The 19,453-nt window shown below is 67.3% G+C and carries 25 protein-coding genes and 1 pseudogene; 11 read left to right on the top strand and 15 right to left on the bottom strand.

Going from position 1 to position 19,453, the window contains the following annotated elements:
• Positions 1-292: 292 nt before the first annotated feature.
• Positions 293-610, top strand: a complete 318-nt coding sequence (locus tag O7601_RS14790; RefSeq protein WP_281566700.1) for a CU044_2847 family protein — start codon at positions 293-295, stop codon at positions 608-610.
• Positions 611-625: 15 nt separating this feature from the next.
• Positions 626-4,684 carry a trypsin-like peptidase domain-containing protein gene (locus O7601_RS14785; protein ID WP_281566699.1) on the top strand — a complete coding sequence of 1,353 codons (4,059 nt, stop codon included), beginning with the start codon at positions 626-628 and terminating at the stop codon, positions 4,682-4,684.
• A gap of 57 nt (positions 4,685-4,741) precedes the next feature.
• On the opposite strand, the gene O7601_RS14780 is transcribed toward O7601_RS14785, so the two are convergent.
• The 3 genes from O7601_RS14780 to O7601_RS14770 all read right to left on the bottom strand — a co-directional run bounded on the left by O7601_RS14780 (position 4,742) and on the right by O7601_RS14770 (position 6,586).
• Positions 4,742-5,356 carry a histidine phosphatase family protein gene (locus O7601_RS14780; RefSeq protein ID WP_281566698.1) on the bottom strand — a complete coding sequence of 205 codons (615 nt, stop codon included), beginning with the start codon at positions 5,354-5,356 and terminating at the stop codon, positions 4,742-4,744.
• Between the two features lie 269 nt (positions 5,357-5,625).
• Positions 5,626-6,000, bottom strand: a complete 375-nt coding sequence (locus O7601_RS14775) for a VOC family protein (RefSeq protein ID WP_281566697.1) — start codon at positions 5,998-6,000, stop codon at positions 5,626-5,628.
• Between the two features lie 400 nt (positions 6,001-6,400).
• A complete protein-coding gene (locus O7601_RS14770) occupies positions 6,401-6,586 on the bottom strand; it encodes a hypothetical protein (RefSeq protein WP_281566696.1) in 186 nt (61 codons plus the stop codon).
• A 204-nt stretch (positions 6,587-6,790) separates the two neighbouring features.
• On the opposite strand from O7601_RS14770, the gene O7601_RS14765 reads away from it, so the two are divergent.
• Positions 6,791-7,630 (top strand): IS5 family transposase, encoded by an 840-nt coding sequence (locus tag O7601_RS14765; RefSeq protein WP_281562259.1) that lies wholly within the window; start codon positions 6,791-6,793, stop codon positions 7,628-7,630.
• On the opposite strand, the gene O7601_RS14760 is transcribed toward O7601_RS14765, so the two are convergent.
• The gene (locus O7601_RS14760) at positions 7,620-7,994 is read right to left on the bottom strand and encodes a hypothetical protein (protein WP_281566695.1); all 375 of its coding nucleotides are present in this window, start codon (positions 7,992-7,994) and stop codon (positions 7,620-7,622) included. The genes O7601_RS14765 and O7601_RS14760 overlap by 11 nt on opposite strands.
• Positions 7,995-8,157: 163 nt before the next feature.
• Here O7601_RS14760 and O7601_RS14755 point away from each other — a divergent pair, with 163 nt between their 5' ends.
• From O7601_RS14755 to O7601_RS14745, 3 genes are all read left to right on the top strand, one after another.
• Positions 8,158-8,622, top strand: a complete 465-nt coding sequence (locus O7601_RS14755; protein WP_281566694.1) for an SRPBCC family protein — start codon at positions 8,158-8,160, stop codon at positions 8,620-8,622.
• 49 nt (positions 8,623-8,671) lie between these two features.
• The gene (locus O7601_RS14750; protein ID WP_281566693.1) at positions 8,672-9,181 is read left to right on the top strand and encodes a hypothetical protein; all 510 of its coding nucleotides are present in this window, start codon (positions 8,672-8,674) and stop codon (positions 9,179-9,181) included.
• Positions 9,182-9,352: 171 nt separating this feature from the next.
• On the top strand, positions 9,353-9,901 hold the full coding sequence (locus tag O7601_RS14745; protein WP_281566692.1) for a YciI family protein: 549 nt from the start codon (positions 9,353-9,355) through the stop codon (positions 9,899-9,901).
• Between the two features lie 136 nt (positions 9,902-10,037).
• Here O7601_RS14745 and O7601_RS14740 read toward each other — a convergent pair whose 3' ends face one another.
• The gene (locus tag O7601_RS14740; RefSeq protein ID WP_281566691.1) at positions 10,038-10,517 is read right to left on the bottom strand and encodes a barstar family protein; all 480 of its coding nucleotides are present in this window, start codon (positions 10,515-10,517) and stop codon (positions 10,038-10,040) included.
• 158 nt (positions 10,518-10,675) lie between these two features.
• Between O7601_RS14740 and O7601_RS14735 the strand changes: the two genes are divergently transcribed.
• On the top strand, positions 10,676-11,155 hold the full coding sequence (locus tag O7601_RS14735; RefSeq protein WP_281566690.1) for a YfbM family protein: 480 nt from the start codon (positions 10,676-10,678) through the stop codon (positions 11,153-11,155).
• Between the two features lie 90 nt (positions 11,156-11,245).
• Here the strand turns inward: O7601_RS14735 and O7601_RS14730 are convergent, their stop codons facing one another.
• The 4 genes from O7601_RS14730 to O7601_RS14715 all read right to left on the bottom strand — a co-directional run bounded on the left by O7601_RS14730 (position 11,246) and on the right by O7601_RS14715 (position 13,091).
• Entirely contained in the window at positions 11,246-11,518 is a 273-nt protein-coding gene (locus O7601_RS14730) for a hypothetical protein (protein ID WP_281566689.1), read from the bottom strand.
• 122 nt (positions 11,519-11,640) lie between these two features.
• Entirely contained in the window at positions 11,641-11,829 is a 189-nt protein-coding gene (locus tag O7601_RS14725) for a hypothetical protein (RefSeq protein WP_281566688.1), read from the bottom strand.
• Between the two features lie 89 nt (positions 11,830-11,918).
• Complete coding sequence (locus tag O7601_RS14720; protein ID WP_281566687.1) at positions 11,919-12,563, bottom strand: hypothetical protein; 645 nt, start codon at positions 12,561-12,563, stop codon at positions 11,919-11,921.
• A 237-nt stretch (positions 12,564-12,800) separates the two neighbouring features.
• Positions 12,801-13,091, bottom strand: a complete 291-nt coding sequence (locus tag O7601_RS14715; protein ID WP_281566686.1) for a hypothetical protein — start codon at positions 13,089-13,091, stop codon at positions 12,801-12,803.
• Between the two features lie 143 nt (positions 13,092-13,234).
• Between O7601_RS14715 and O7601_RS14710 the strand changes: the two genes are divergently transcribed.
• The 3 genes from O7601_RS14710 (at position 13,235) to O7601_RS14700 (ending at position 14,610) form a co-directional block, all read left to right on the top strand.
• Entirely contained in the window at positions 13,235-13,699 is a 465-nt protein-coding gene (locus O7601_RS14710; RefSeq protein ID WP_281566685.1) for a DIP1984 family protein, read from the top strand.
• Positions 13,700-13,952: 253 nt separating this feature from the next.
• Positions 13,953-14,432 carry a hypothetical protein gene (locus tag O7601_RS14705; RefSeq protein WP_281566684.1) on the top strand — a complete coding sequence of 160 codons (480 nt, stop codon included), beginning with the start codon at positions 13,953-13,955 and terminating at the stop codon, positions 14,430-14,432.
• Positions 14,419-14,610 carry a hypothetical protein gene (locus tag O7601_RS14700; protein WP_281566683.1) on the top strand — a complete coding sequence of 64 codons (192 nt, stop codon included), beginning with the start codon at positions 14,419-14,421 and terminating at the stop codon, positions 14,608-14,610. The genes O7601_RS14705 and O7601_RS14700 overlap by 14 nt, the downstream gene beginning before the upstream one ends.
• 700 nt (positions 14,611-15,310) lie before the next feature.
• On the opposite strand, the gene O7601_RS14695 is transcribed toward O7601_RS14700, so the two are convergent.
• From O7601_RS14695 to O7601_RS14680, 4 genes and pseudogenes are all read right to left on the bottom strand, one after another.
• Positions 15,311-15,766: an IS3 family transposase gene (locus O7601_RS14695; protein WP_281563572.1), complete on the bottom strand. Its 456-nt coding sequence runs from the start codon at positions 15,764-15,766 to the stop codon at positions 15,311-15,313.
• Complete coding sequence (locus O7601_RS14690) at positions 15,748-16,206, bottom strand: IS3 family transposase (protein ID WP_281563573.1); 459 nt, start codon at positions 16,204-16,206, stop codon at positions 15,748-15,750. Before O7601_RS14690 ends, O7601_RS14695 begins: the two co-directional genes overlap by 19 nt.
• A 17-nt stretch (positions 16,207-16,223) precedes the next feature.
• Positions 16,224-16,505 (bottom strand): annotated as a pseudogene (locus O7601_RS14685) (transposase); the annotation flags it as partial.
• Between the two features lie 300 nt (positions 16,506-16,805).
• Positions 16,806-17,396 (bottom strand): hypothetical protein, encoded by a 591-nt coding sequence (locus O7601_RS14680; RefSeq protein ID WP_281566682.1) that lies wholly within the window; start codon positions 17,394-17,396, stop codon positions 16,806-16,808.
• 168 nt (positions 17,397-17,564) lie between these two features.
• Here O7601_RS14680 and O7601_RS14675 point away from each other — a divergent pair, with 168 nt between their 5' ends.
• Positions 17,565-18,065 (top strand): HAD domain-containing protein, encoded by a 501-nt coding sequence (locus O7601_RS14675; RefSeq protein ID WP_348650263.1) that lies wholly within the window; start codon positions 17,565-17,567, stop codon positions 18,063-18,065.
• 200 nt (positions 18,066-18,265) lie between these two features.
• Here the strand turns inward: O7601_RS14675 and O7601_RS14670 are convergent, their stop codons facing one another.
• A complete protein-coding gene (locus O7601_RS14670) occupies positions 18,266-18,925 on the bottom strand; it encodes a hypothetical protein (protein WP_281566680.1) in 660 nt (219 codons plus the stop codon).
• Positions 18,900-19,307, bottom strand: a complete 408-nt coding sequence (locus tag O7601_RS14665) for a PadR family transcriptional regulator (RefSeq protein ID WP_281566679.1) — start codon at positions 19,305-19,307, stop codon at positions 18,900-18,902. The genes O7601_RS14670 and O7601_RS14665 overlap by 26 nt, the downstream gene beginning before the upstream one ends.
• Positions 19,308-19,453 lie beyond the last annotated feature (146 nt).

The raw sequence follows: 19,453 nt of genomic DNA, 5'->3' as shown, positions 1-19,453 counted from the left end.
CCCACGCCCGGGCCGATTCTGCCGACGGTCACCGGCAAGCGCAAGGTCGTCATTCGAGCTGACGAAAACCGACAGCACGGCTGAGCGGATCTTCAGTGGCGCAGCCTGGGCCGGGTGGCTGAAACACCTGTTCGGAGCGTTGTCGGGTAATCAGGTAATCGGCCGTTGCCAAATATCCACGACAACAGGCAGCATGGCTGATCGGCGAGAGGCCAGCCGCGAGTGCACGAAACCGCGGCCTCTCCTGCCGTATCGGAGAAGCGCCACGGAGAGGTGACCGGTGCAGTCTGAGATGGTCCGCTACCAGGTCGACGACAAGACGGTCGCGCTGATCGAAGTCGAGCCGCCTCCGGGCTTTCAGCCTGCGGGCACCGGCGATGTCGCCGGATGGGTGCGGGAGTCCGCGGCGCCGGCTGTCGCTGCCGCGCGGGAGTTACTCGAGCAGGTGAAGGCCGCGGCACCGGACGTGGTCGAGGTGCGATTCGGGATCAAGGCGACCGGGACGGCGAACTGGGTTATAGCCAAGGCGACCGGTGAGGCGAACTTCGAGGTCACCCTGACCTGGCACGGAGGCGGCTCACCGGCTCACGGCACCGTGTCGCGGCTTTGACGGATGGGGTGATCCGTGACAGCAGCCCCTGACGGAAGCCCGTGGTCGGTAGCCCTACATCGCGGACCCGATCAGCACATCCCGGTCGGCGCCGGAATCGTCATCGACACGAATCTCGTCCTCACCTGCCATCACGTCGCCTTCGGCGCGGACGGAAACTTCCACGACGATCTGTGGGTCGCCTTTCCGCTCGCATCGAAGGTCAGCTACTTCGATCGACGTAAGGTCCGGCAGTGTCTGCACGACGGCAAGCAAGCCGCACACGTCGATCTGGTCGTGCTCGAACTCGTCGAGCCGGTGCCGGCCACGGTCTCGGCAGCCCGGCTACGCTGCCTGGAACCCCGGCCACTGGTCGATCGCCCCTTCTGGGCGTACGGCTTTCCTACCGCGATCCCCGGTGGCACCTCGGCCACTGGCACCTTCACCAAGATCGGCGGTTACGGGCACGTCATGATCGACAGTGGCGCGAGCGGCGGACTGAGCAGAGGCTTCAGCGGCGGTGCCGTCTGGTCGCCGGAATACCAGGCGGTGATCGGCGTCGTGGTCTCTGCCGACAGCCAGGGCAAGGGCCAGGCCGTGACCCTCCACCACGCGGACGAACAGCTACCCGAGATGAAGCTGGGCAGCCTGTCCGCCTGGCGGGTCGAGGACGCCGACGACAGCGCCCTGTCCGCCTGGGGATGGGCGCTGAGCAGCGACGGCGAGGCCGGTCGGCACTGGCTTCCCCGGGCCCGGGGTGTGGGAGTGGACACCGAAGGCGGCGCCTGGTTCCGTGGCCGGACCGCAGCCCTGCGCAGCATCGTGAGCTGGCTTGACGATTCGGGGCCTGTCGAACGACCACTGATCGTCACAGGCTCACCCGGCGTGGGTAAGTCCGCTGCCCTCGGCCGGGTCGTCACCACCGCCGACCGGCAGATCCGGGCGACGCTGCCGCGCGACGACGTAGCCGTCCGGGCCAAGGTCGGCTCGGTGTCGTGTGCCGTGCATGCCAAGGGCAAGACCGCCATCGAGGTTGCCACCGAGATCGCGCAGGCAGTCGCCGTCGACCTGCCCGGTGCTCCCGCCGACCTGATGCCGGCGGTACGCGACCGGCTGGAGCGCCGGCCCAACCGATTCGCGCTGATCATCGACGCGCTCGACGAGGCCGTCGACCCCGGCCACGCCCGGCAGATCATCGACGACATCCTGCTGCCGCTGGCCCGCGACTGCGGCCGGTACGGGGTCCGGGTGGTGGTCGGCACCCGACGCTCCGACGACCAGGGCAATCTGGTCACCTGTTTCGGCGACGACGCGGAGCTGATCGACCTGGACGCACCGGAGTACTTCGCCGAAGCCGATCTCGTCAACTATGCCCAGGCGACCCTGCAACTGCTCGGTGTCGAGCGGCCCGCCAACCCGTACGCCGATCCGGGGACCGCCGCCCCACTCGCCCGCCGCATCGCCGCCCTGGCCAAGGGCAACTTTCTCGTCGCCGGCCTGGTCGCCCGGACACACGCGTTGCGCGACACCGAACCCGTCGACCCGGCAACGGTGTCGTTCACCGCCACCGTGGCGCACGCGCTGGACGCCTACCTCGCCGGGCTGCCTGCGGCGGGCTCGACACCCGCCCGACTGGCCCTGACCGTGCTCGCATACGCCGAGACACCGGGACTGCCGCTGCCACTGTGGCAGGCGGCGGTGACAGCATTGGGCGGGACCGTCACCGAGTCGGAACTGCTCGGGTTCGCCCGTACCGCCGCTGCGAACTTCCTGGTCGAGAGCGGCGGAGGCGCGCAGCCCGCGTACCGGCTGTTCCACCAGGCCCTCAACGACGCGTTGCTGGCCGACCGCGACGTGCGGGCCTTGCGCCGCGACGACCAGCGCCGACTGGTGTCCGCCTGGGTCGACCTGGCCGGCGTCACCGGATGGGCGGCCTGTCCGGATTACCTGCTGCGCTCGCTACCGCAGCACGCCGCCCGGGCCGGTCTGGTGGAACGGCTGCTCACCGACGAGGGTTACCTGCTGCACGCGCACCTCGACCGGTTGCTCACCGTGGTCGACGCAGAACACACGCCTACCGCACCGCTCGCGCAGGCCCGAGCAAGGCTGCTGCAACGCACCCCGCTGGCGGTGGCGGCGGAACCGGCCGAGCGCGCCGCGCTCCTCTCGGTCGTCGACCGCCTCGATGGCCTGAACAGCGGAATCGTGGCGGACGAGGCACCGTACCGGGCGCGGTGGGCGCACACACCGCCGCGACAGGAACGCAGCGTGCTGGACGGGCACTCACAGGCGGTCTACGACGTCGCGGCCATCGAGATCGACAACCGCCGGCTCCTCGCCTCGGCCGGTGACGACGGCACCGTCCGGCTCTGGGATCCGCTGACCAACCAGGTCGAGTCGGTCTTCACCTGCCACGCTGACACGATCCGTGGCGTGTGCGCGGTCCGGACCGGTGCCGGCGAGGTGCTGATCGCCACCGCCAGCCACGACGGCACGGTGGGGTTGTGGGAACCACGGACCGGCCGCCGCCGGCATGAGTTGCGTGGGCACCACGACTGGGTACGCAACATCTGCGTCATTCCGCTGCCCGCCGGTGATCTGCTCGTCTCGGCCGGCGACGACCGTACGGTACGCGTCTGGGATCCGGATACGGGCGATCAGCGGTACGTGTTGACCGGACACGTCGGCTGGGTGACGGCGGTGACGTATGTTCCCGCCGGCGGCCGGCACCTGTTGGCTTCCACCGGCTTCGACAGTGTGATCCGGATCTGGGAACCGAGCGCCGGTGGCCGACCAATGCTGACCCTCGTCGGCCATGCTGGCTGGGTCACGACCCTCTACCCCGTCCGCTCGCCCGAGGGCACGTTGCTCGCTTCGGCGGGCTACGACGGCACCGTCCGCCTGTGGAATCCCCTGACCGGCCGGCTGGTACAGACCCTCGACACCGGCGGACCGATCACCGACCTGTGCACTGTCGACGTCGACGGCGGATGCCTGCTGGTGTCGACAGGCGAGGACGGTTTCATCCGGCTGTGGGAGGTACAGACCTGGGTCAGCCGTCCCAGCCTGCAGGGGCATGCGAACTGGGTCCGTGCGGTCTGCGAGCTGCGTACCGCGAAGGAACGGATGCTCGCCACCGCCGGCGACGACGGCACGGTGCGGCTGTGGGATCCGGCCGGCGGTCAGCCGGACACGGTCACCGACCCGGACCGGTACGGTCCGGTGAGCGCGCTCTGCCCCGTGCCCAGTGGGCAGCCAGCACTGGTAGCCGCAGGCGGGGTCGACGGCCAGGTGCGCTGTTGGGATGTCAGCACCGGCGAGCGGGTCCTGGAGTTCAAGACGGAGGGCAGCGCGGTCAACGCGATGTGTGCGGTCGCCGACGACGAGGAGCCGCTGATCTTCACCGCGCAGGAGGACAACACCGTCGGCGCGTGGAACGCCCGGGACGGCACGTTGGGTTGGGAGATGACCGAACACCACGCCCCGGTGGCCGCGGTCTGCCCGATCGTCGTCAAGGGTGAAACCCTGATCGCCTCGGCCGGCGACGACCAGGCAATCCGGTTGTGGAACCCGCACACCGGCACCGTACGCGCGGTGCTCCTCGGCCACGTCACCCGCGCCTGGGTGACCGCCTTGGCCACGGTCAGGTGGCCGGGTTTCGAGGCGCTCGCCTCGGCGGACAAGAGCGGCACCGTGATGCTGTGGGCCGGTGGAGATACCCCGCTCTGGTTACAGCAGGGACATCAGGATGCGGTCAACGCGCTGTGCGGAGTGGTGGTGGCCGGTCGCCCGATGCTGGTATCGGCCAGCGCGGACCACACGATCCGGATGTGGGACGCGGAGTGGGGCCAGCCGGTTCGATGGTTCACCGGGCACCGCGGCCCGGTCACCGGGCTGAGCCTGGTGCGGATCGGCGGTCGCAACTTGATCGCATCGACCAGCCGGGACCGCACGGTCCGAGTCTGGGATCCGACGACCGGCCGGGCGGTGCACACCATCCCCGTCTACCATCCGGCGCTGACCTGCTGCGCCATTGGCGACACCCTGGTGGTGGGCCTGGACCAGGGTCTGCTCGCGCTCGCGATCGCCCAATGACGCAGGGCCGTGCCCGAAACGCGATCTCGGGCATCCGCCATAGCGGATGCTCTTCGGCTACAGGTGTCCGGTGTCGTTGAAGCTGACCAAGGTTGGCGGTCGATCGGAATCCCACTGCACGATGGTGATAGCGCAGTTGGCTTGATTGAGGCCTATCCACCGCCACACCGGGGCGTCAAGCACGTGGCGGACGAACCAGCCGATCACTAAGTTGTGCGTGATCAGCAGTTCATGCCGGTCCTCCTCGCCGGTGACCCCGAAGTGCTCAACGGCGGCCCGTAGGGCCACGGCGTCTTCGTCGCGCTCGTCGTCGAGCACACCGTCAAGCCATGCATGCCACCGTCCCGGGTATCGGCCACGTTCGGCGGCAGAAGGCACCGGCGTACGGTCTGCGACGAAGTCGCAGTCGTGTCGTGGTACCTGTGGGAGGTAGCGGGCGACGATGTCGGCGGTTTGGGCCGCCCGGGCCAGTGAGCTGTGGTGGACGGCCGAGAAAGGCACGGTGCGGAGCCGTCTGCCCAGCCGGTCGGCCTGGTCGCGGCCGAGCTGCGACAGACCTTCGTCCGGGGCGTGGTCGGAGACCGAACCCTGTTCGCCGTGGCGGACGAGGTACAGCTGTGTACGAGCCATCGTGCGCCGCCCTCCGGGTCCTTGTGTGACGAGGAGCACCATAGATCACGGAGGCACGGACGACCCGGCCCAGAACACCGCCCGGTGTACTCGTTCGGCCGCCGACCGCACGTCAGAGAACGTGACCATGGACGGCAGCATCCAGCGCGATCGCGCCGAGTTCAGTGCGTTGCCTGATGCTCAGATTGCGGCACCGGGGGTTGCGCGTCCTGAAAAGACAAGAAGGTGGTGGCGGCTGTGCACGATCGCCGGTGCGGCTGTGGGCACCCTGGCCGGGCACCGAGTGACGGGCGCCCGGCCAGAGGCATCTGCTACAGGTACGGGCGGGTGATCAGTTCGATCGCGTGGCCTGCGGGGTCTTTGAAGTAGACTCCCCGGCCACCGTGCTCGTTGTTGATCTCGCCAGGGCGACGCATCTGCGGATCGGCCCAGTGCTCTATGCCGTGCTCGCGCAGTCGCGCGTATGCCCGATCGAACAGGTTGTCGTCGATCAGGAACGCGTAGTGCTGCATCTGAATCTCCACCGGCGGTTCGGCGAACTGGAGTAGCACACCGTCGCTGAGCTGGATGTTGGTGAACACACCCCAGGGCGGCGCCTCCGGAACTTCAAGCAACTCACGGTAGAACCGGGCTGACTCGTTGCGATCCTTGGCGGCGATGATGGTGTGGTTGAACCTGACTGCCATTCGGCTGACCTCGCTGTTGTTCGACACGGCTATGACGGGACCTGGTGAGCGTTGATTGCTTGGAGGCCCGCGTGCCGAATCAGCGGGGTGCCCACCAGGCACCCGCCGGTCGGTCAGCTGTCCACCGGGTCGCCGATCCGTGTGTGGCGTTGCGCCGGTCCGGTGTTCACGACAGGCGACAGTACCTGGCGTGGTCGACTACGACAACGGAAGCGGATCGGCCGGCCGGGCCACTCCCGCCCGCAGCAGATGGATGATCTCCACGCACAGATCGTCCGATATTCGGCACGTTGTCGGGCAACCTGTCGGAGCACGCTCCCACCGAGGGGACTGCGCCAGCCTCCACCCCTGCCGCACCGACACCTGGGCTGCTGTACTGCCGGGAAGGTCAGCGGTTGGGCTATCGTGCCTGGCGTTTCGGGGCACGGATGGCGGCCTCCAACCGCAGGCCGGTACCGACGAGTACGAGCAGCCAGGCCAGCGTAAATGGACGGTCGGTGGTTGTGCCGAGAGTCAACAGGGCGATGAGCAGACCGACGACGATTGCGGCGGTACCGACGTTCCCGAGGGTGATGGTGGTCAACACGCGGCTGAGTTTGCCAGGGCACGTGGCCGTGCAGTCATCCGGACGCACTGATCTGCCGCAGATCGGGTGCGAGATCGGCGCAAGCTTGCTGGGAACAGGGGCGGCGCTCGGTCAGGTGCCGGGATTAAGAGGGTGTTTGAGAAGTTCTCGTGATGGGTGGCGTGTCGCGCCGTCGGTTAGCGGCCGTTGGTCCATAGTGGCTCGATGTCGCGTCAGCGTCGCTACCCCTCGGACCTGACCGACGCCCAATGGGCGCTGGTCGAGCCGCTGCTGCCACCACCGAGAACCGGTGGCCGGCCGGAGAAACATCCACGCCGCGACGTGGTGAACGCGATCCTGTACGTGGTGCGGACCGGCTGCTCGTGGCGGCAACTGCCGGTCGACTTCCCGCCGTGGCAGACGGTGTACTGGTACTTCACCCGCTGGGAGGAAGACGATGTCACCGAGCGGATCCTCGTCGCGCTGCGCCGAAGGGTCCGCGCCGCCCAAGGCCGCGCCGCCGAACCCACGGCAGGCATCATCGACTCCCAGAGCGTCAAAGGCGCCGACACCGTCGGCCGGGACACCCGTGGCTACGACGCGGGCAAGAAGGTCAACGGCCGCAAACGGTTCATCGTCACCGACACCCTGGGTCTGCTCCTAGTCGTGTGCGTGATGGCCGCGAGCGTGCAGGACCGCGACGGAGCGAAGACGACTCTGCTGTCGGCGTACCTGTTCACCCCGGTCCGGTTCGTCTACGCCGACGCCGGCTTCGCCGGAACCCTGGTCGACTGGTGCCAACGCATCCTGCGCACCACCCTGGAAATCGTACGCAAGGCCCCAGGCCAGAAAGGATTCGCCGTAATCGCCCGCCGATGGGTCGTCGAGCGCAGCCTTGCCTGGCTGACCGGCCACCGCAGACTGGCCCGCGACTACGAACGCCACCCCGCCACCTCCGAAGCCATGATCCGCTGGGCCGCCATCAACGGCATGCTCCGCCGCCTCACCCGCGGCCGACCCGCACGCCGTCAACGAGCCTGGACCCTCGACAACCTCAAAGCCTGACCCTTCTCAAACACGCTCTAAGCTCGCCCTGTTTTTCCTCGCCGGTGTCGAAAAACCTCGTCAGGTAGGCCGGTGGATCCAGTTCGCTTGCCCGCACCAGCGAGAAGACCTCCGCCCCATGCCCGGGATCATCAAACAGGCGATACGCCTGGGAAAGCCCTACAAAGTCCATGTCGGGCTGCTCCGCCGCATAGCCGAGGGCCTCGTCCTCGGCTAACACGATCGCCTCATCGAAACCTGCGGCGCGCCACAACGTCAGCCGTTCTTCATACAACTGGCTCGACGAGTCGCCGCCCACGCGGAAGACGCAGCGAACGCAGAACCAGCCGACCTCGTCCTGCTTCTCTTCGTTCGGTCTGGCCATCGACACATCGTCTCGCTTCGGCTCGCCGGAAGCGAGCCTACCGAGGCGACGGCCTTCCGCAGAGCGCCCGCTGCGGAGACGACGTTGGTGCCCGACCGCTGTGGCGTAAGGACGCGGTCATGGCCGGGCGGCCTGGGGTATCGCCCAAGGCTAGGCTCGCCATGTGCCGGCGCTCATCGAGGTCGTGTCCGTCATCAACGCCGCCCCGAGTGTGGTATTCGACCTGACCCTCGACGTGGACGTCCACACCGCGTCCCTGCCCGCCAGCCGCGGGACAGCCACGACCAGCACCGGACGACGCCAACTCGCCCTCGGCGACGAGGTCGCCTTCCGCGCCCGTCATTTCGGACTGCCCTGGCGCATGACCAGCCGAATCACCGCCTACGAACGGCCGTACCACTTTGTTGACGAGCAGACGCGAGGCCCCTTCCGCGCTCTGCGCCACGAGCACCACTTCCAGGACATCGACGACCTACGCACACAGATGACCGACCGCATGACCATCAGCGCGCCCCTGGGGCCGCTGGGCGCAGTAGTGACCTGGGCGCTCATCGCGCCGTACCTACGCCGACTGTTGATACAACGGGCAGCCCGCATCACGCATCTGGCACAAGCCCACGAGCCGTAACTCGCCGAAGCCGGGACATGCAATCACCTTCGAGTCGGGGGACGATCTGGTGGTGGACGAAGCCGGCATCCAGACCGCGTTCGACGAGGTGTTCGACCAAGCCATCGTGTTTCACGGCTTCGCCGACCACCTGCGCGACTATGACATCTTCATCTACGCCACCGCCGACCCGCGTACCGGAATCGCCTCACAGCACCTGCGGTACCGGTTCACGTACTGCGTTCGTGCCACGGCGGTATCCGCCGTCCCTGCACAGGTGTGGCGCGAGTCGCTCGACGACCGGCTCATCGACCACGACCAGGGCCGCGACCTCGACGGATACGTATGGGGCGTGAGATGGCAGAACCTGTACCCGGGAATGAGGCTTGTGACGGAGTCGCCTGACGCCGACCGCTGGTCTCGCTCCATCGGGATCCCGTTCCACGAAGTGGCCATCGAGACAAACGGACACAAACTCTCACTCGTCTTCGCCGACCTCGTCGTTGACATCATCGGCGAAGGACATTCACCGTTCGTCGTGCCGGGCACTGGGCCGGACTTCAAATTCCCTCCGTCCTGAGTGCCTCAGCGAACTGTGACGACGAAGTGCACGGATCTGCCGCCAACCGTGCGTCACAGAACGTGACCAAGGGCGGCGGCATCCAACATGCGGTCGTGCCGATGAGCGAGCGAGCCCGACGCTGCGAGCAATCCTATTGCGCGCCTCAGGAGCCTCAGCAACGCTCGACCCATGGAATTCTTCTGCTACCACCGCGATCGCCCCGGTTCGACGCCGCTGCGGAGCCAGATGGTGGAGCAGCATTGGTCGTACATGGATCAGTTCGCCGCGACGATGATCGCCCGCGGCCCTACCTTCACCAGCGACGGAACTCTGACCGGCAGCGTGCACATCCTCGATCTGCCAGATCCCACCGCTGCCCGCACCTTTGCCTTCGAGGAGCCCGGTTACCAGGCTGGTGCCTACCGCGACGTGCTGCTGCGACGGTGGCACAACTCCCTGGGTCGCACGATGTGGGATTTCAGTGGCGGCTGGCCTGACGACAACCGCTACCTCGTCCTCGGGTTCACCTTGGAACCAGCAGCGGACGCCACCGAACTACCGCTCCGCGACGAGCTGATTGCCAGTGGGCCGCTCTTGTCCGACGACGGTTCCCTGGTGCTCGGGGCGGCAGTTCTGCTGGAAGCGCCCGACGGAGACGGCGCGCGGGAAGTCCTCTCCGCTGATCGATACGCCGGAATCGAGGTGCATCAGTGGCGGTTCGGTGGGCGACCGAACTGAGACGGGCGACCGAGATGGGCGCCCGATCATGCCGCTGTCCGCTCACAAAGGGCCTGGGGAGGCCTCGGCTGAACCCTTCTCAGGCATATCCTTCGCCGCAAGCAGCAGACGCCGGACACCGGGTACGGTTCGGACTTCAGTGCCCACCGGACAATGCCTGCGCGATGTCCTGCCGTAGCTGCACCGCCTCGTCGTCGCCGTCGGACAGCAGCAACACCATGAACGGGGTCACCTGCCCTTGCGGTCGGCCGAGCGGGCTCGCCCAGTGGCGAACTGCCCGGGCGAGGACACGGAAGAGCGTGTGCCGGTCCTGGATGCTGTCCGACAACAACTGGGTTGCGTTGTCGACGATCACCAGGTAGCCGTCCGCCGGCAGCCAGCGCAGATCTCGGAGGCAGTCGGACAGGGCGTTCCAGTTCCAGCCGAAGTAGCTGGGGAAGAACAACGCGTCCGAGAAGTCGTAGAAGACATGGCCGGCATCCGCCATCCTCATACCGTCAAGGCGGGCGACGACGAACCTGCCGGACGTCGGTAACACCGCCGCCAACTCCACCACGAAGCCGCGTGAGCAGACCAGGAGCGGATCACTCAAACCGTGCCACGCGTCGTCCGTCATCCTGTCCACCTCGATCGACGTCCTCCCCAGCTATCGCGGCCCATGGTGTCACCTGCGTCCGGATCTGCCGCGGATCGAGCGCGGCCACCCTTGCTGCTCCTTCGTGCCGTGGTCCGAGGTGAACCTCCGCAACCTGAAGATCGGCATAGGATCTCTGCGTGTTGGGAGTGCACTTCGCGATCGCGCCGGAGCAGGAGCGGTCGCTGCTCGCGGCCGGCGACAGCGACGCGGTTGACGAACTTATCGAGAAGATCGAGGAGTCGTGGGCCGAGGACGGCCTGAAGGTCGATACCGACAAGGCATGGGACGGCATCCACCGGTGCCTGACCGACGGCGCCCTCAAACCTGACGGTGGTGAGTATCCGTTGAGCCATGCGGTGCTCGGCGGGCGCCGGCTGCACGACGAGTACGTCGTGGTCTACCTCACGGTGGACAAGGCCCGGGACGTGGCCGCCGCTCTGCAGTCCGTCGACCGATGCCAGCTGCGCCAGCGGTTCGACGCAATCGACGACCCCGACTATCGCGGTGCCCTCGACGACGCCGACTTCGACTACACCTGGGACAACTTCGTCGAGGTTCGGGCGCTCTACAAGCGGGCCGCGGCCGCTGGGCGTGCCGTGGTCTTCACAGCCACCTGAACTGGGCACTGATCTGCCGCCAAGGCGGGCACTGAGGAAACCGCGCCCTTGAGGCAGCCTTCCGTAGCTGGTCGACGGGAGAGCCGACTGTCAACGACCGGTCGCGACGATGGTGGTCAGCACCAGCAGGACGCCGATCGTAATCTGTGCGCACAAGGCACCGAAGAAGAGCTTCGGGTGGTTGACGGACAGGCGAAGCACTCGGGAAGGTCCCGGCAGCGTTCTGCCTGCTCGTAGCCGGCGCTTGGCCCACAGCCACAGGATGACGTTTCCGAGGGTGAACGTCAGGAACAGAACCCCGAGGACCCCGAGCGGAGCCTGCGGTGATGCGTCTGCGCAGTTGCTCAGGCCAATGGGGAGCACAGACCGACGCTCGCACGACTTTCGATCCCTGTAAAGATCATCAGGGCGTCACCATCGCTTATCGACCGGACGGCGGCGTCCGTCCTGACGATCGACGCGGGCTGGCTGATTGCTGTTGTGCGTTACCGCTTCTGTGCTCGGTACTTCCGGAGCAGCGCCGTGATCTTGGCGTAGTCACGGGCACCGTTCAGCTCATTGAGCAACTCGTCTGGGCAGAGCTCATAAAGGTCGCCCCACCACCGGCGAGCCCGGTTGTCCCAGATCCGGTAGCCGCCATCAACGCCCCTCGCCACGTACCTCCGCCTCGCCACCGGTGGCAAGGTAGCAATGTCGTTACCCGACCGCATGCGGTTTGCGGCCACCCAGCTCGGCACGCTGATCTGCCGCAGACCGAGTGTCGTTACGAGCGGACGAGGTCGTAGGCCCGGGCCAGGTCGTCACCCCAGGACATAGCGTGGTCATGCTCGAACGCCCGATACAGCCGGTCGCGGACCGTCTCGCGGCGCAGCCAGGCGGCCAGAGTGGCCGGCCTCCGGTCCGCGAAGTTTAGTCCGTTCACCGTGTCGGCCAGGTGGCGATCTGCCGCCGGGCTGAGCGTGACGTCCCAGACGTCGAGGAATCGTGTGACGCTTTCACCGCCGGCGACGACCGCGTCGAGGAAGGTGGTCGGGTCGAGGAACGACCCGACCTGCGACGGGTACGCCGCCAGCAAGGACCGCCACACGGCATCCATGTAGCCGTCAATGGCGTCCTGCTCGGCTTCGGGCCAGGTGCGCCACTGCTCGCGAGGCAGCTTGCCCAACACGATTGCTGGGTCGAGTTCCGTGGAGGTGACCGTGCGCTCCAGCAGCAGGGGCAGCAGACTCTTCAGGTCGTTGCGGCTTCCGACCGTGTTGCCGAGGCTGATGGTCAAAGAGAACAAGTCATGATCGTCGAGGGCCACCTGCCCCCGGCAATGCGGGCAGCCATCGAGCACCGCCCTGCCCGGGCACCGGACGAACGCCTCCTGGAGTTGTGCTATCGCCGCAATCAGATCGCCGTCCACCGGCCGATCCTTACAGCACGCACTAGCTCAACATCGGCGACCCCGGCGAGGAACACGGCCTCCGTGTCTTGCGCGTGCGCGGCAAGGGAGGCAAAGTACTCCCTCCTCCTCGTCCCGCTGTCGCCAGCGATGGCCGGGGCTCTCGACTGGGCGTGGACGACCACGACGGTGGTACTGACCGGCGCCAACCTTGCGGCAGTGCGTCAATGGCTCAGACAGCGCCACGAAGCCGGTTGGTCAGCTGAGCACATCTGCCGCCGATAGTGCGTGGCCTGCACGTAAGTCTTCGTCACCAGGTTTCATCAACCTCAGTACCTCCGTCGGCGTGCGATCGGTTTCCGCAGCCAAGGCAGTGATCGCCGTTGCGGCGAGAGCGATGAGGTGTAACGCGTAGGCGAGCCCGTCGTCGCGCACCGCAGCGTCAGCAATGTTGTGGACGTCGGCGTCCTCGTCCGCGAGGTACGCAGCGACACCGCTGACAGCAGCCTGGTACGCATCGTCGCTGGCCCGTCGCCGATCCCGCCTCACGGCCCAAGTATCCCCACCGGCTCAAGTACTGCCTGCGGACGCCCGTATCTGCCGCAACCGGCGCGCCGATCTTGCTGCTCCGTCGTGCCGTGGTCCGGGCAATTGGAAGGCGGTAGTGATCTTCGCTGGGCATACTGGTGCCCATGAAGCTCGCTGAGGCTCTTGCGCTGCGCGCGGATGCGGCGCGTCGCGCCGAACAACTCCGTGCCCGCATCGTCGCCAGTGCTCGATACCAGGAGGGTGAGACGCCTGCCGAAGACGCCGCGGCACTTCTGGTGGAGGCGGGCGAGGTGCTTGGGGAACTGGAGTCGCTGATTCGGCGGATCAACCGCACGAACGCCGCTACGCATGTTGAGGGTGGCACACTCACCGACGCGCTCGCCCGCCGCGACGTGCTGCGCTTGCGGCACAGCGTGGTCACCTCTGCCGCCGACGCCGCAGCTGGGGAGGGCCAGCGCGGGTTTCGGCAGTTGCGGTCGGAGCTGAAGATGATCCCGGCGCTGCCCGTGGCGCAGCTGCGGAGCCAGGCCGACGACCTCGCCCGACAACTTCGCGAGGTCGACACCGTGATCCAGCGGACGAACTGGGAGGTCGACCTGCTGGACTGAGAGGTTGCGGAGCAGGTAGCCGACGTGGAGGCGTGCACGAACCCGAGAGCCGGCGGGTAATCCGGTTCACTCCTGGCGCGCCGAGGGCAGGCGCAGGGGTTCGACTCCCCAGCACACAACGCAGGCCCAGCACAGCACACAGGTGACGGCGCACAGGGCACGGCACACTACCGAGTGCAGATCCACGACGGTGAGGGTGGGGCAGGGGCATTCCGCAACCCATACAGATGCAGCTCGTTCCTTACAATGTTCGATGCCCGCACTGATCTGCCGCGACGCGTGCGGCAGGAACCAGGGTGACGTCTACGGCCGAATCGGCGATGGTGATGCGGTGGGGATCGCGGACGACATGAACGACAACGAGAACTGGACGGGTGGCTTCTACGAACTCTGCCTGGTTCTCGGCGCAGCTGACGATGACAACGTCGACCGGGCCCTACGGTCCCTGTGGCGCGCTGCCGGCGTTCAGGGTTGCCATGTGCGTCGGGCCGACGGGTCCGGGTTCGCGGTGGTCGAGCTTGGCGTGGCCGCCCTCCATGCGCATGGTCACTTGCGCGGCGCGCTGACGCTGCCCTCGGGCGCCCGCGTCGTCTGCGGTGGTTCCTGTCCCGGTACGAAGGCCTGGACACCTTGGAGCTGTACCTACCGCTGGGCGCGTTGGCCCGAGTCGACCGCCGCATCGGCGGCTACCCCTCGACGAATCCAGCGGCGTGGAATCGTTGACGTGGCGTAGCACGCTCGACCGGTGGCTGGCCGACGTCGCGATTGCCGTATACGACGCGGTGCCGTTCCACCGCGCGCTCATCGGCTTCGAGGTCGATGAGGACTGCGGCATCAGCGGCGACGAGCGGTATGCCGCGGTCCTGATGCCCCGCGCCGACGGCTTGGAGTACCACCCCGCCAACGCCTGAGCCGCGTCGAGTCATTCGACTCGACGTCGAGGACGCCTCGCCCAGTCGATCACCGCAACAACGCACGGATTTGCCGCGGATCGAGCGCGGCGGTGGCGACAGCGGATGTCCGGGCTCGGGGTTCGAGGCTGCTGCTCCTGATTCTCAGTGTTAACGAGTCCGCCACGGTAAGTAGGCGGCAGTCGTCCCCGCGAGGCTGCCGACGGACAGGGCGAAGGCCAGCGGGAAGAACAAGTCCCACGGCGCCCGCAGTCCGCCTCCGGCAACGATGCCAACTACCAGGCAGGCTGCCGTCGTGACCAGAAAAAGGAGCGCCACTCGTAGCCGGTATCCCCGGCGGACTTGAGGTATCCCAGTAGCGGCCAGGGCGGCTACGCCCGCATGCTCTGCCCACCCGAAGCCGACAGCCGTCAGGCAGATCACCAGGCCGACGGTGGTGCCCACCAGTGAGTTGCACACGGTGCCACGCAGCGCTCCGGGAAGCGGCGGATCAGGGATACCTGACTCTCCAGTGAAGATGAGGCGCCCACCTCGGCCATATGTCCAGCCCGGCACTGCCGAACCCGCAGGTTGCGACTCACGGTGCTTGGCGGCATCTGCTTCCATCCGCACAGTGTCAGTCGACGATCAGCGTGGTGTCGACCATGCCGACGAAATGTGGGGTTGACCCGGTTTGACGGACAGGGTCGATAAGTGGATCTCACGCTACCTTGCGGGTTGGCCTGCGGAAATAGGCGGTCTCCTCGTACTCGGCGGGACTCATGTAGTCCAGGGTGGAGTGGCGGCGGCGGGTGTTGTACCACCCCTCGATCCAGTCGAAGATCGCCGCGCGGGCGGCAGCACGGGTTGGCCACGCCCTCCGGTCCAACAGTTCGGTCTTGATCGTGGCGAAGAACGACTCCGCGACGGCGTTGTCCCAGCACTGTCCCCGGGAACCGACCGACAGCAGCACCTTGTGCTGTCGGGCGAGGCGGGCGTACTGCGTCGAGGTGTACTGGCAGCCTCGGTCGCTGTGGAAGATCACCTGACCGGTCGGGCGGCGGGTGGCGATGGCGTTGGACAGGGCTTGGGCCGGCAGGTCGGTGCGGAGATGGTCGGCGGTGGCCCAGCCGACGACCCGACGTGAGGCGATGTCGATCACGGTCGCGAGGTACAACCAGCCCTCCCACGTAGGATGTAGGTGATGTCACCGCACCAGCGGGTGTCGACCTCAGTCGCGGAGGTGGTGAAGTTCCGGCGGATCCGGTCGGCGGCCAGGGCCGCTGTCGGATCGGGCACGGTCGTGGTTCGCCACCGCTTCGGCATCCGTCCGCACAACCCGGCGCCCCGCATCAGTCGGGCGACCCGTTTACGGGAGTGCCGCCGGCCCTGCGCGGCGAGTTCGGCGTGCACCCGAGGCGCGCCGTAGGTGCCGGCCGAGACGGCGTGAATGTCGGAGATCCGGTCGATCAGCTCGGCATCGTCACGCTCCCGCCGCGACGGGCCGGCGCGGTGCTGGTAGTAGGCGGACCGGGAGACCTCCAACAGCTCACAGGAACGCTTCACATTCCCGTCGGGCCGTGCCTTCTCCGCCTCGATGAACGGATACACGTTCACCGGGTCTCCTTCGCGAAGAAAGCCGTGGCCCGCTTCAGGATGTCGACGTCCTCCCGCAGCCGACGGTTCTCCCGCCGCAGCCGCGCCAACTCATCCCGCTCGTCGCTGGTCAACCCATCCGACCGGGTGCCGGCGTCGAGATCGGCCTGCCTGACCCACTCCCGCACCGCGGTCTCGGTCAGATCGAAGTCCCTCGCGACCTGCGCCACCGTCCGGTCACCCCGCCGACACACCTCAACGATCTCCGCCTTGAACTCCGGCGTGAACGCCCGACGCGGCCGGCGTGGTTTCTTACCCATGCCTTCCATGATGAACATCCTCCCGAGGAGCACACAGCCCCTCTGAGCTGGGATGTCCGTCAAACCGGGTCAGGCCCAATGGGCCTCCCTCGTAGTCGACGAGTCGTCCGCACATGCCGCAAGCCGCGCGGGGTCTGGTCGGGGCGGTCGAGATCTGCCCGGCGAGGGACGAGCGTGCTGTCGCAGTGGGCCCAGGTGTGGGTCTGACGTCACGCTGCTGCGATCGGATATCCAATGGTGGCGATGTCCTCGTGCAGTCCGGCAACTGTTACTTCCGGGTTCAATGCCTGCACATCGGCGTCAGTGAGCGGGCGGGTGCGCGACGACGTGCTCGACCACCGTCCGGTCCACCTCGATCTCGTAGTATTCCTCGGCGAACGTGACGTACTGGTCGGCGATGTCGTCGAGCAGGATCTCGAGTAGGCCAGAGCCGTCCAAGGCGTTGTCGTCGTACGGCCTGTGGAGCGCGGGGAAGGTGATGTCTTCGCCTGCGTACCAGCGGTCGTCACCGCAGAGCCGCCACAATACGGCGGTGGCAAGGAACTGTCCCTCCTCGTCGCCGAACGCTGGTTCCTCGATCTGCGGACGGAACGCCGACGGAATGCCGTCGAGCAGTCCGGGCCACAACTCGTGGTCCGGATCGCGGTAGGGCGTCATCGCCGACTCGTGGGCGAACACCCGGATGAACGCGCCGTCGGCGGTGAACACGACCGCCCACTCGTCGCCGCTGCCGTTGTTCATCAGTGCCGCCTCGTCGTCACCCCAGGCGCGGGTGTAGGCGTAGTAGGGCTCGCCACCGTTGACGATGCATTCCAGCACGGCAAGCGCCTTGCAGCGGTCTCGCAGTACGTCGATGGAGGGCAGCATGGCGGCGATGTCGTACACGGTCACCCGGAGAACCTACGCCGAAACAGCACGACAACAACATCACGCACCTTCAGGGCGTCTCCGAGACCTCGGTGACAATGCACGCTCACGCTTGGCGCGCTGCGCCAAGGACGGGTCGCTGACGCCGATGAGCGGTACGGTTCGGCGGTGTCTGCCTGGGATGGTCGAGCGTTGATTTTTATCGACGTCGACGGTGTGCTCATTCCGCTGCGGGCCCGGCCAGCCGGAGCCTCTGACCGCCATAGGGGCAGCGCGGGTGATGGTCCCGACTGCGCCGGCAATCCTCTGCTGGATCGTCTCCAGCCCGACGACGGTCGCGGGCTGCTCGCCTTGCCGGGTGAACTGGTCTGGGCGAGTACGTGGATGACTGAGGCGAACGAGGTGGTGGCCCCTCGGCTCGGCCTACCCGTCCTGCCCGTGGTCGACTGGATCGACGATGACCGACAACCACCAAGCGGGGCGCACTGGAAGACCGCGTCGTTGGTGCGGTGGGCGGCAGGGCGTCCGTTCGTCTGGCTCGACGACGAGATCACCGACGGCGACCGGCGATGGGTCGCCGCACACTATCCACACCCGGCGCTGCTGCACCGCGTCGACCCGCACCTGGGACTGACCGACACCGACCTCACGGCAGTGCGGCAGTGGCTCGACCACCGAGGCGGGGCGGCTTGATCCGTTGCGCCGTCCATCGCGGGTTCGGCTCGTCCGCTCTTCGCCGCAGGTCGCTCGACACACCGTCACGGCATCTGAGTGGCTGCGTGGCCGGCGACGGTTCTGGCCGGTACCGCAGGTGCTTGGAAATCGGGGCATGCTGCGGGGTTGAGCCGACGCGTGGCTGCGTCGCCCTTTGCTGATGCGTCACATCGGCTGGCTTAGCCCGCCGATGTGGCCGACTTGCGGCGGGCCAGCGCCGTTGCGGCGAGGAAGGCGGCGAGGACGATCGCGGCTTCGGTTCCGATCGCCAGTGGGGTGAGCGGGAAGTCGAGCGCCCAGCCGAATGCGGCTGCGGCAGCGGTCGCGGCGGCGATCGTGGGTGGCAGTAGCAGTGTCATTCGTGTAGCGGTGTGTCGGATGCGGGGTACGTCGCGCAGGGTGATGCGCACGGCGAGGGCGGCGCCGGTGACGACGACCGCTGCGACGCCGGCGTAGAAGACACCAGCGGCGAGCCACACCGGTACGCGTACGTCGCGCGGCAGGTCGAATGCCGCCACGAATGCCTGGTGCAGGCCGATGACCAGGACGTATCCCACGATGAGGGAGAGCACAGCGCCCGCGCTCGCCACGCCAAGCACCTGGCCGTACCGCGGTGGGATCCGCTGCACGCCGGCTTCTTCGGCGATCCTCAGGGCGAACTCGGTGGGGTCAGTGCTGAGAAGCTGCGCAGGATCGATCCCGTCGGCAGTTGCGGCGTCGAGTTCGCTTCGCAGGTCGGCAGCCAGAGTGGCCCGGTCGCGGCGGTGTATGCCGAGAGCGCGCCATTCTCGGTCTGCGGCGGCGAGGAGGTTGTCAACGGCCGGCGTCGACGTGCTCATGGTCATCTCCTGGATTCAGTGGACGGACGGTGAGGGTTTCGTTCACGACGCTGGCGAACTGGGTCCACTGCTCGCGCCAGACGTTCAGTCGGTCATGGCCGGTGTCGGTGAGCCGGTAGACCTTGCGGGGTGGGCCGGTGGGGCTGGGCTGCATCGCGTTGGCCACGAGTCCCAAGCGGTGCAGTCGGGTGATCAACGGGTAGACGGTGCCGTAGCTCACCGTTCCGAATCCAGCGGTGTCGAGTCGGCGGACGAGTTGGTAGCCGTGCGCAGGCTCGGCGGCAAGCAGCGCAAGCAGGCACATGTCCAAGCAGCCGCGCAGGAGCTGAGCCTGCCGCTCGGCCGACTCGCCCGACTCGCCCGACTCGCCTTTCACTACCATGTGCCACATAGTACGGCCGGTACTATGCGTCGTCTAATAGGTGTCCCAGAAGAAGTCGTCCAGGCCGACCTCGCGACCGTCTCTCACCGCCGTTGAACAGCAAGAACCCCGACCCCAAGATGCGACTTGCGACCGAGGTCAGCGCC

The organism is Verrucosispora sp. WMMD573 (genome assembly GCF_027497175.1).
In the GTDB taxonomy this organism is placed as follows: domain Bacteria; phylum Actinomycetota; class Actinomycetes; order Mycobacteriales; family Micromonosporaceae; genus Micromonospora.
Note: the sequence above shows the minus strand (reverse complement) of the source record. Positions and strands in the feature narration are given on the sequence as shown.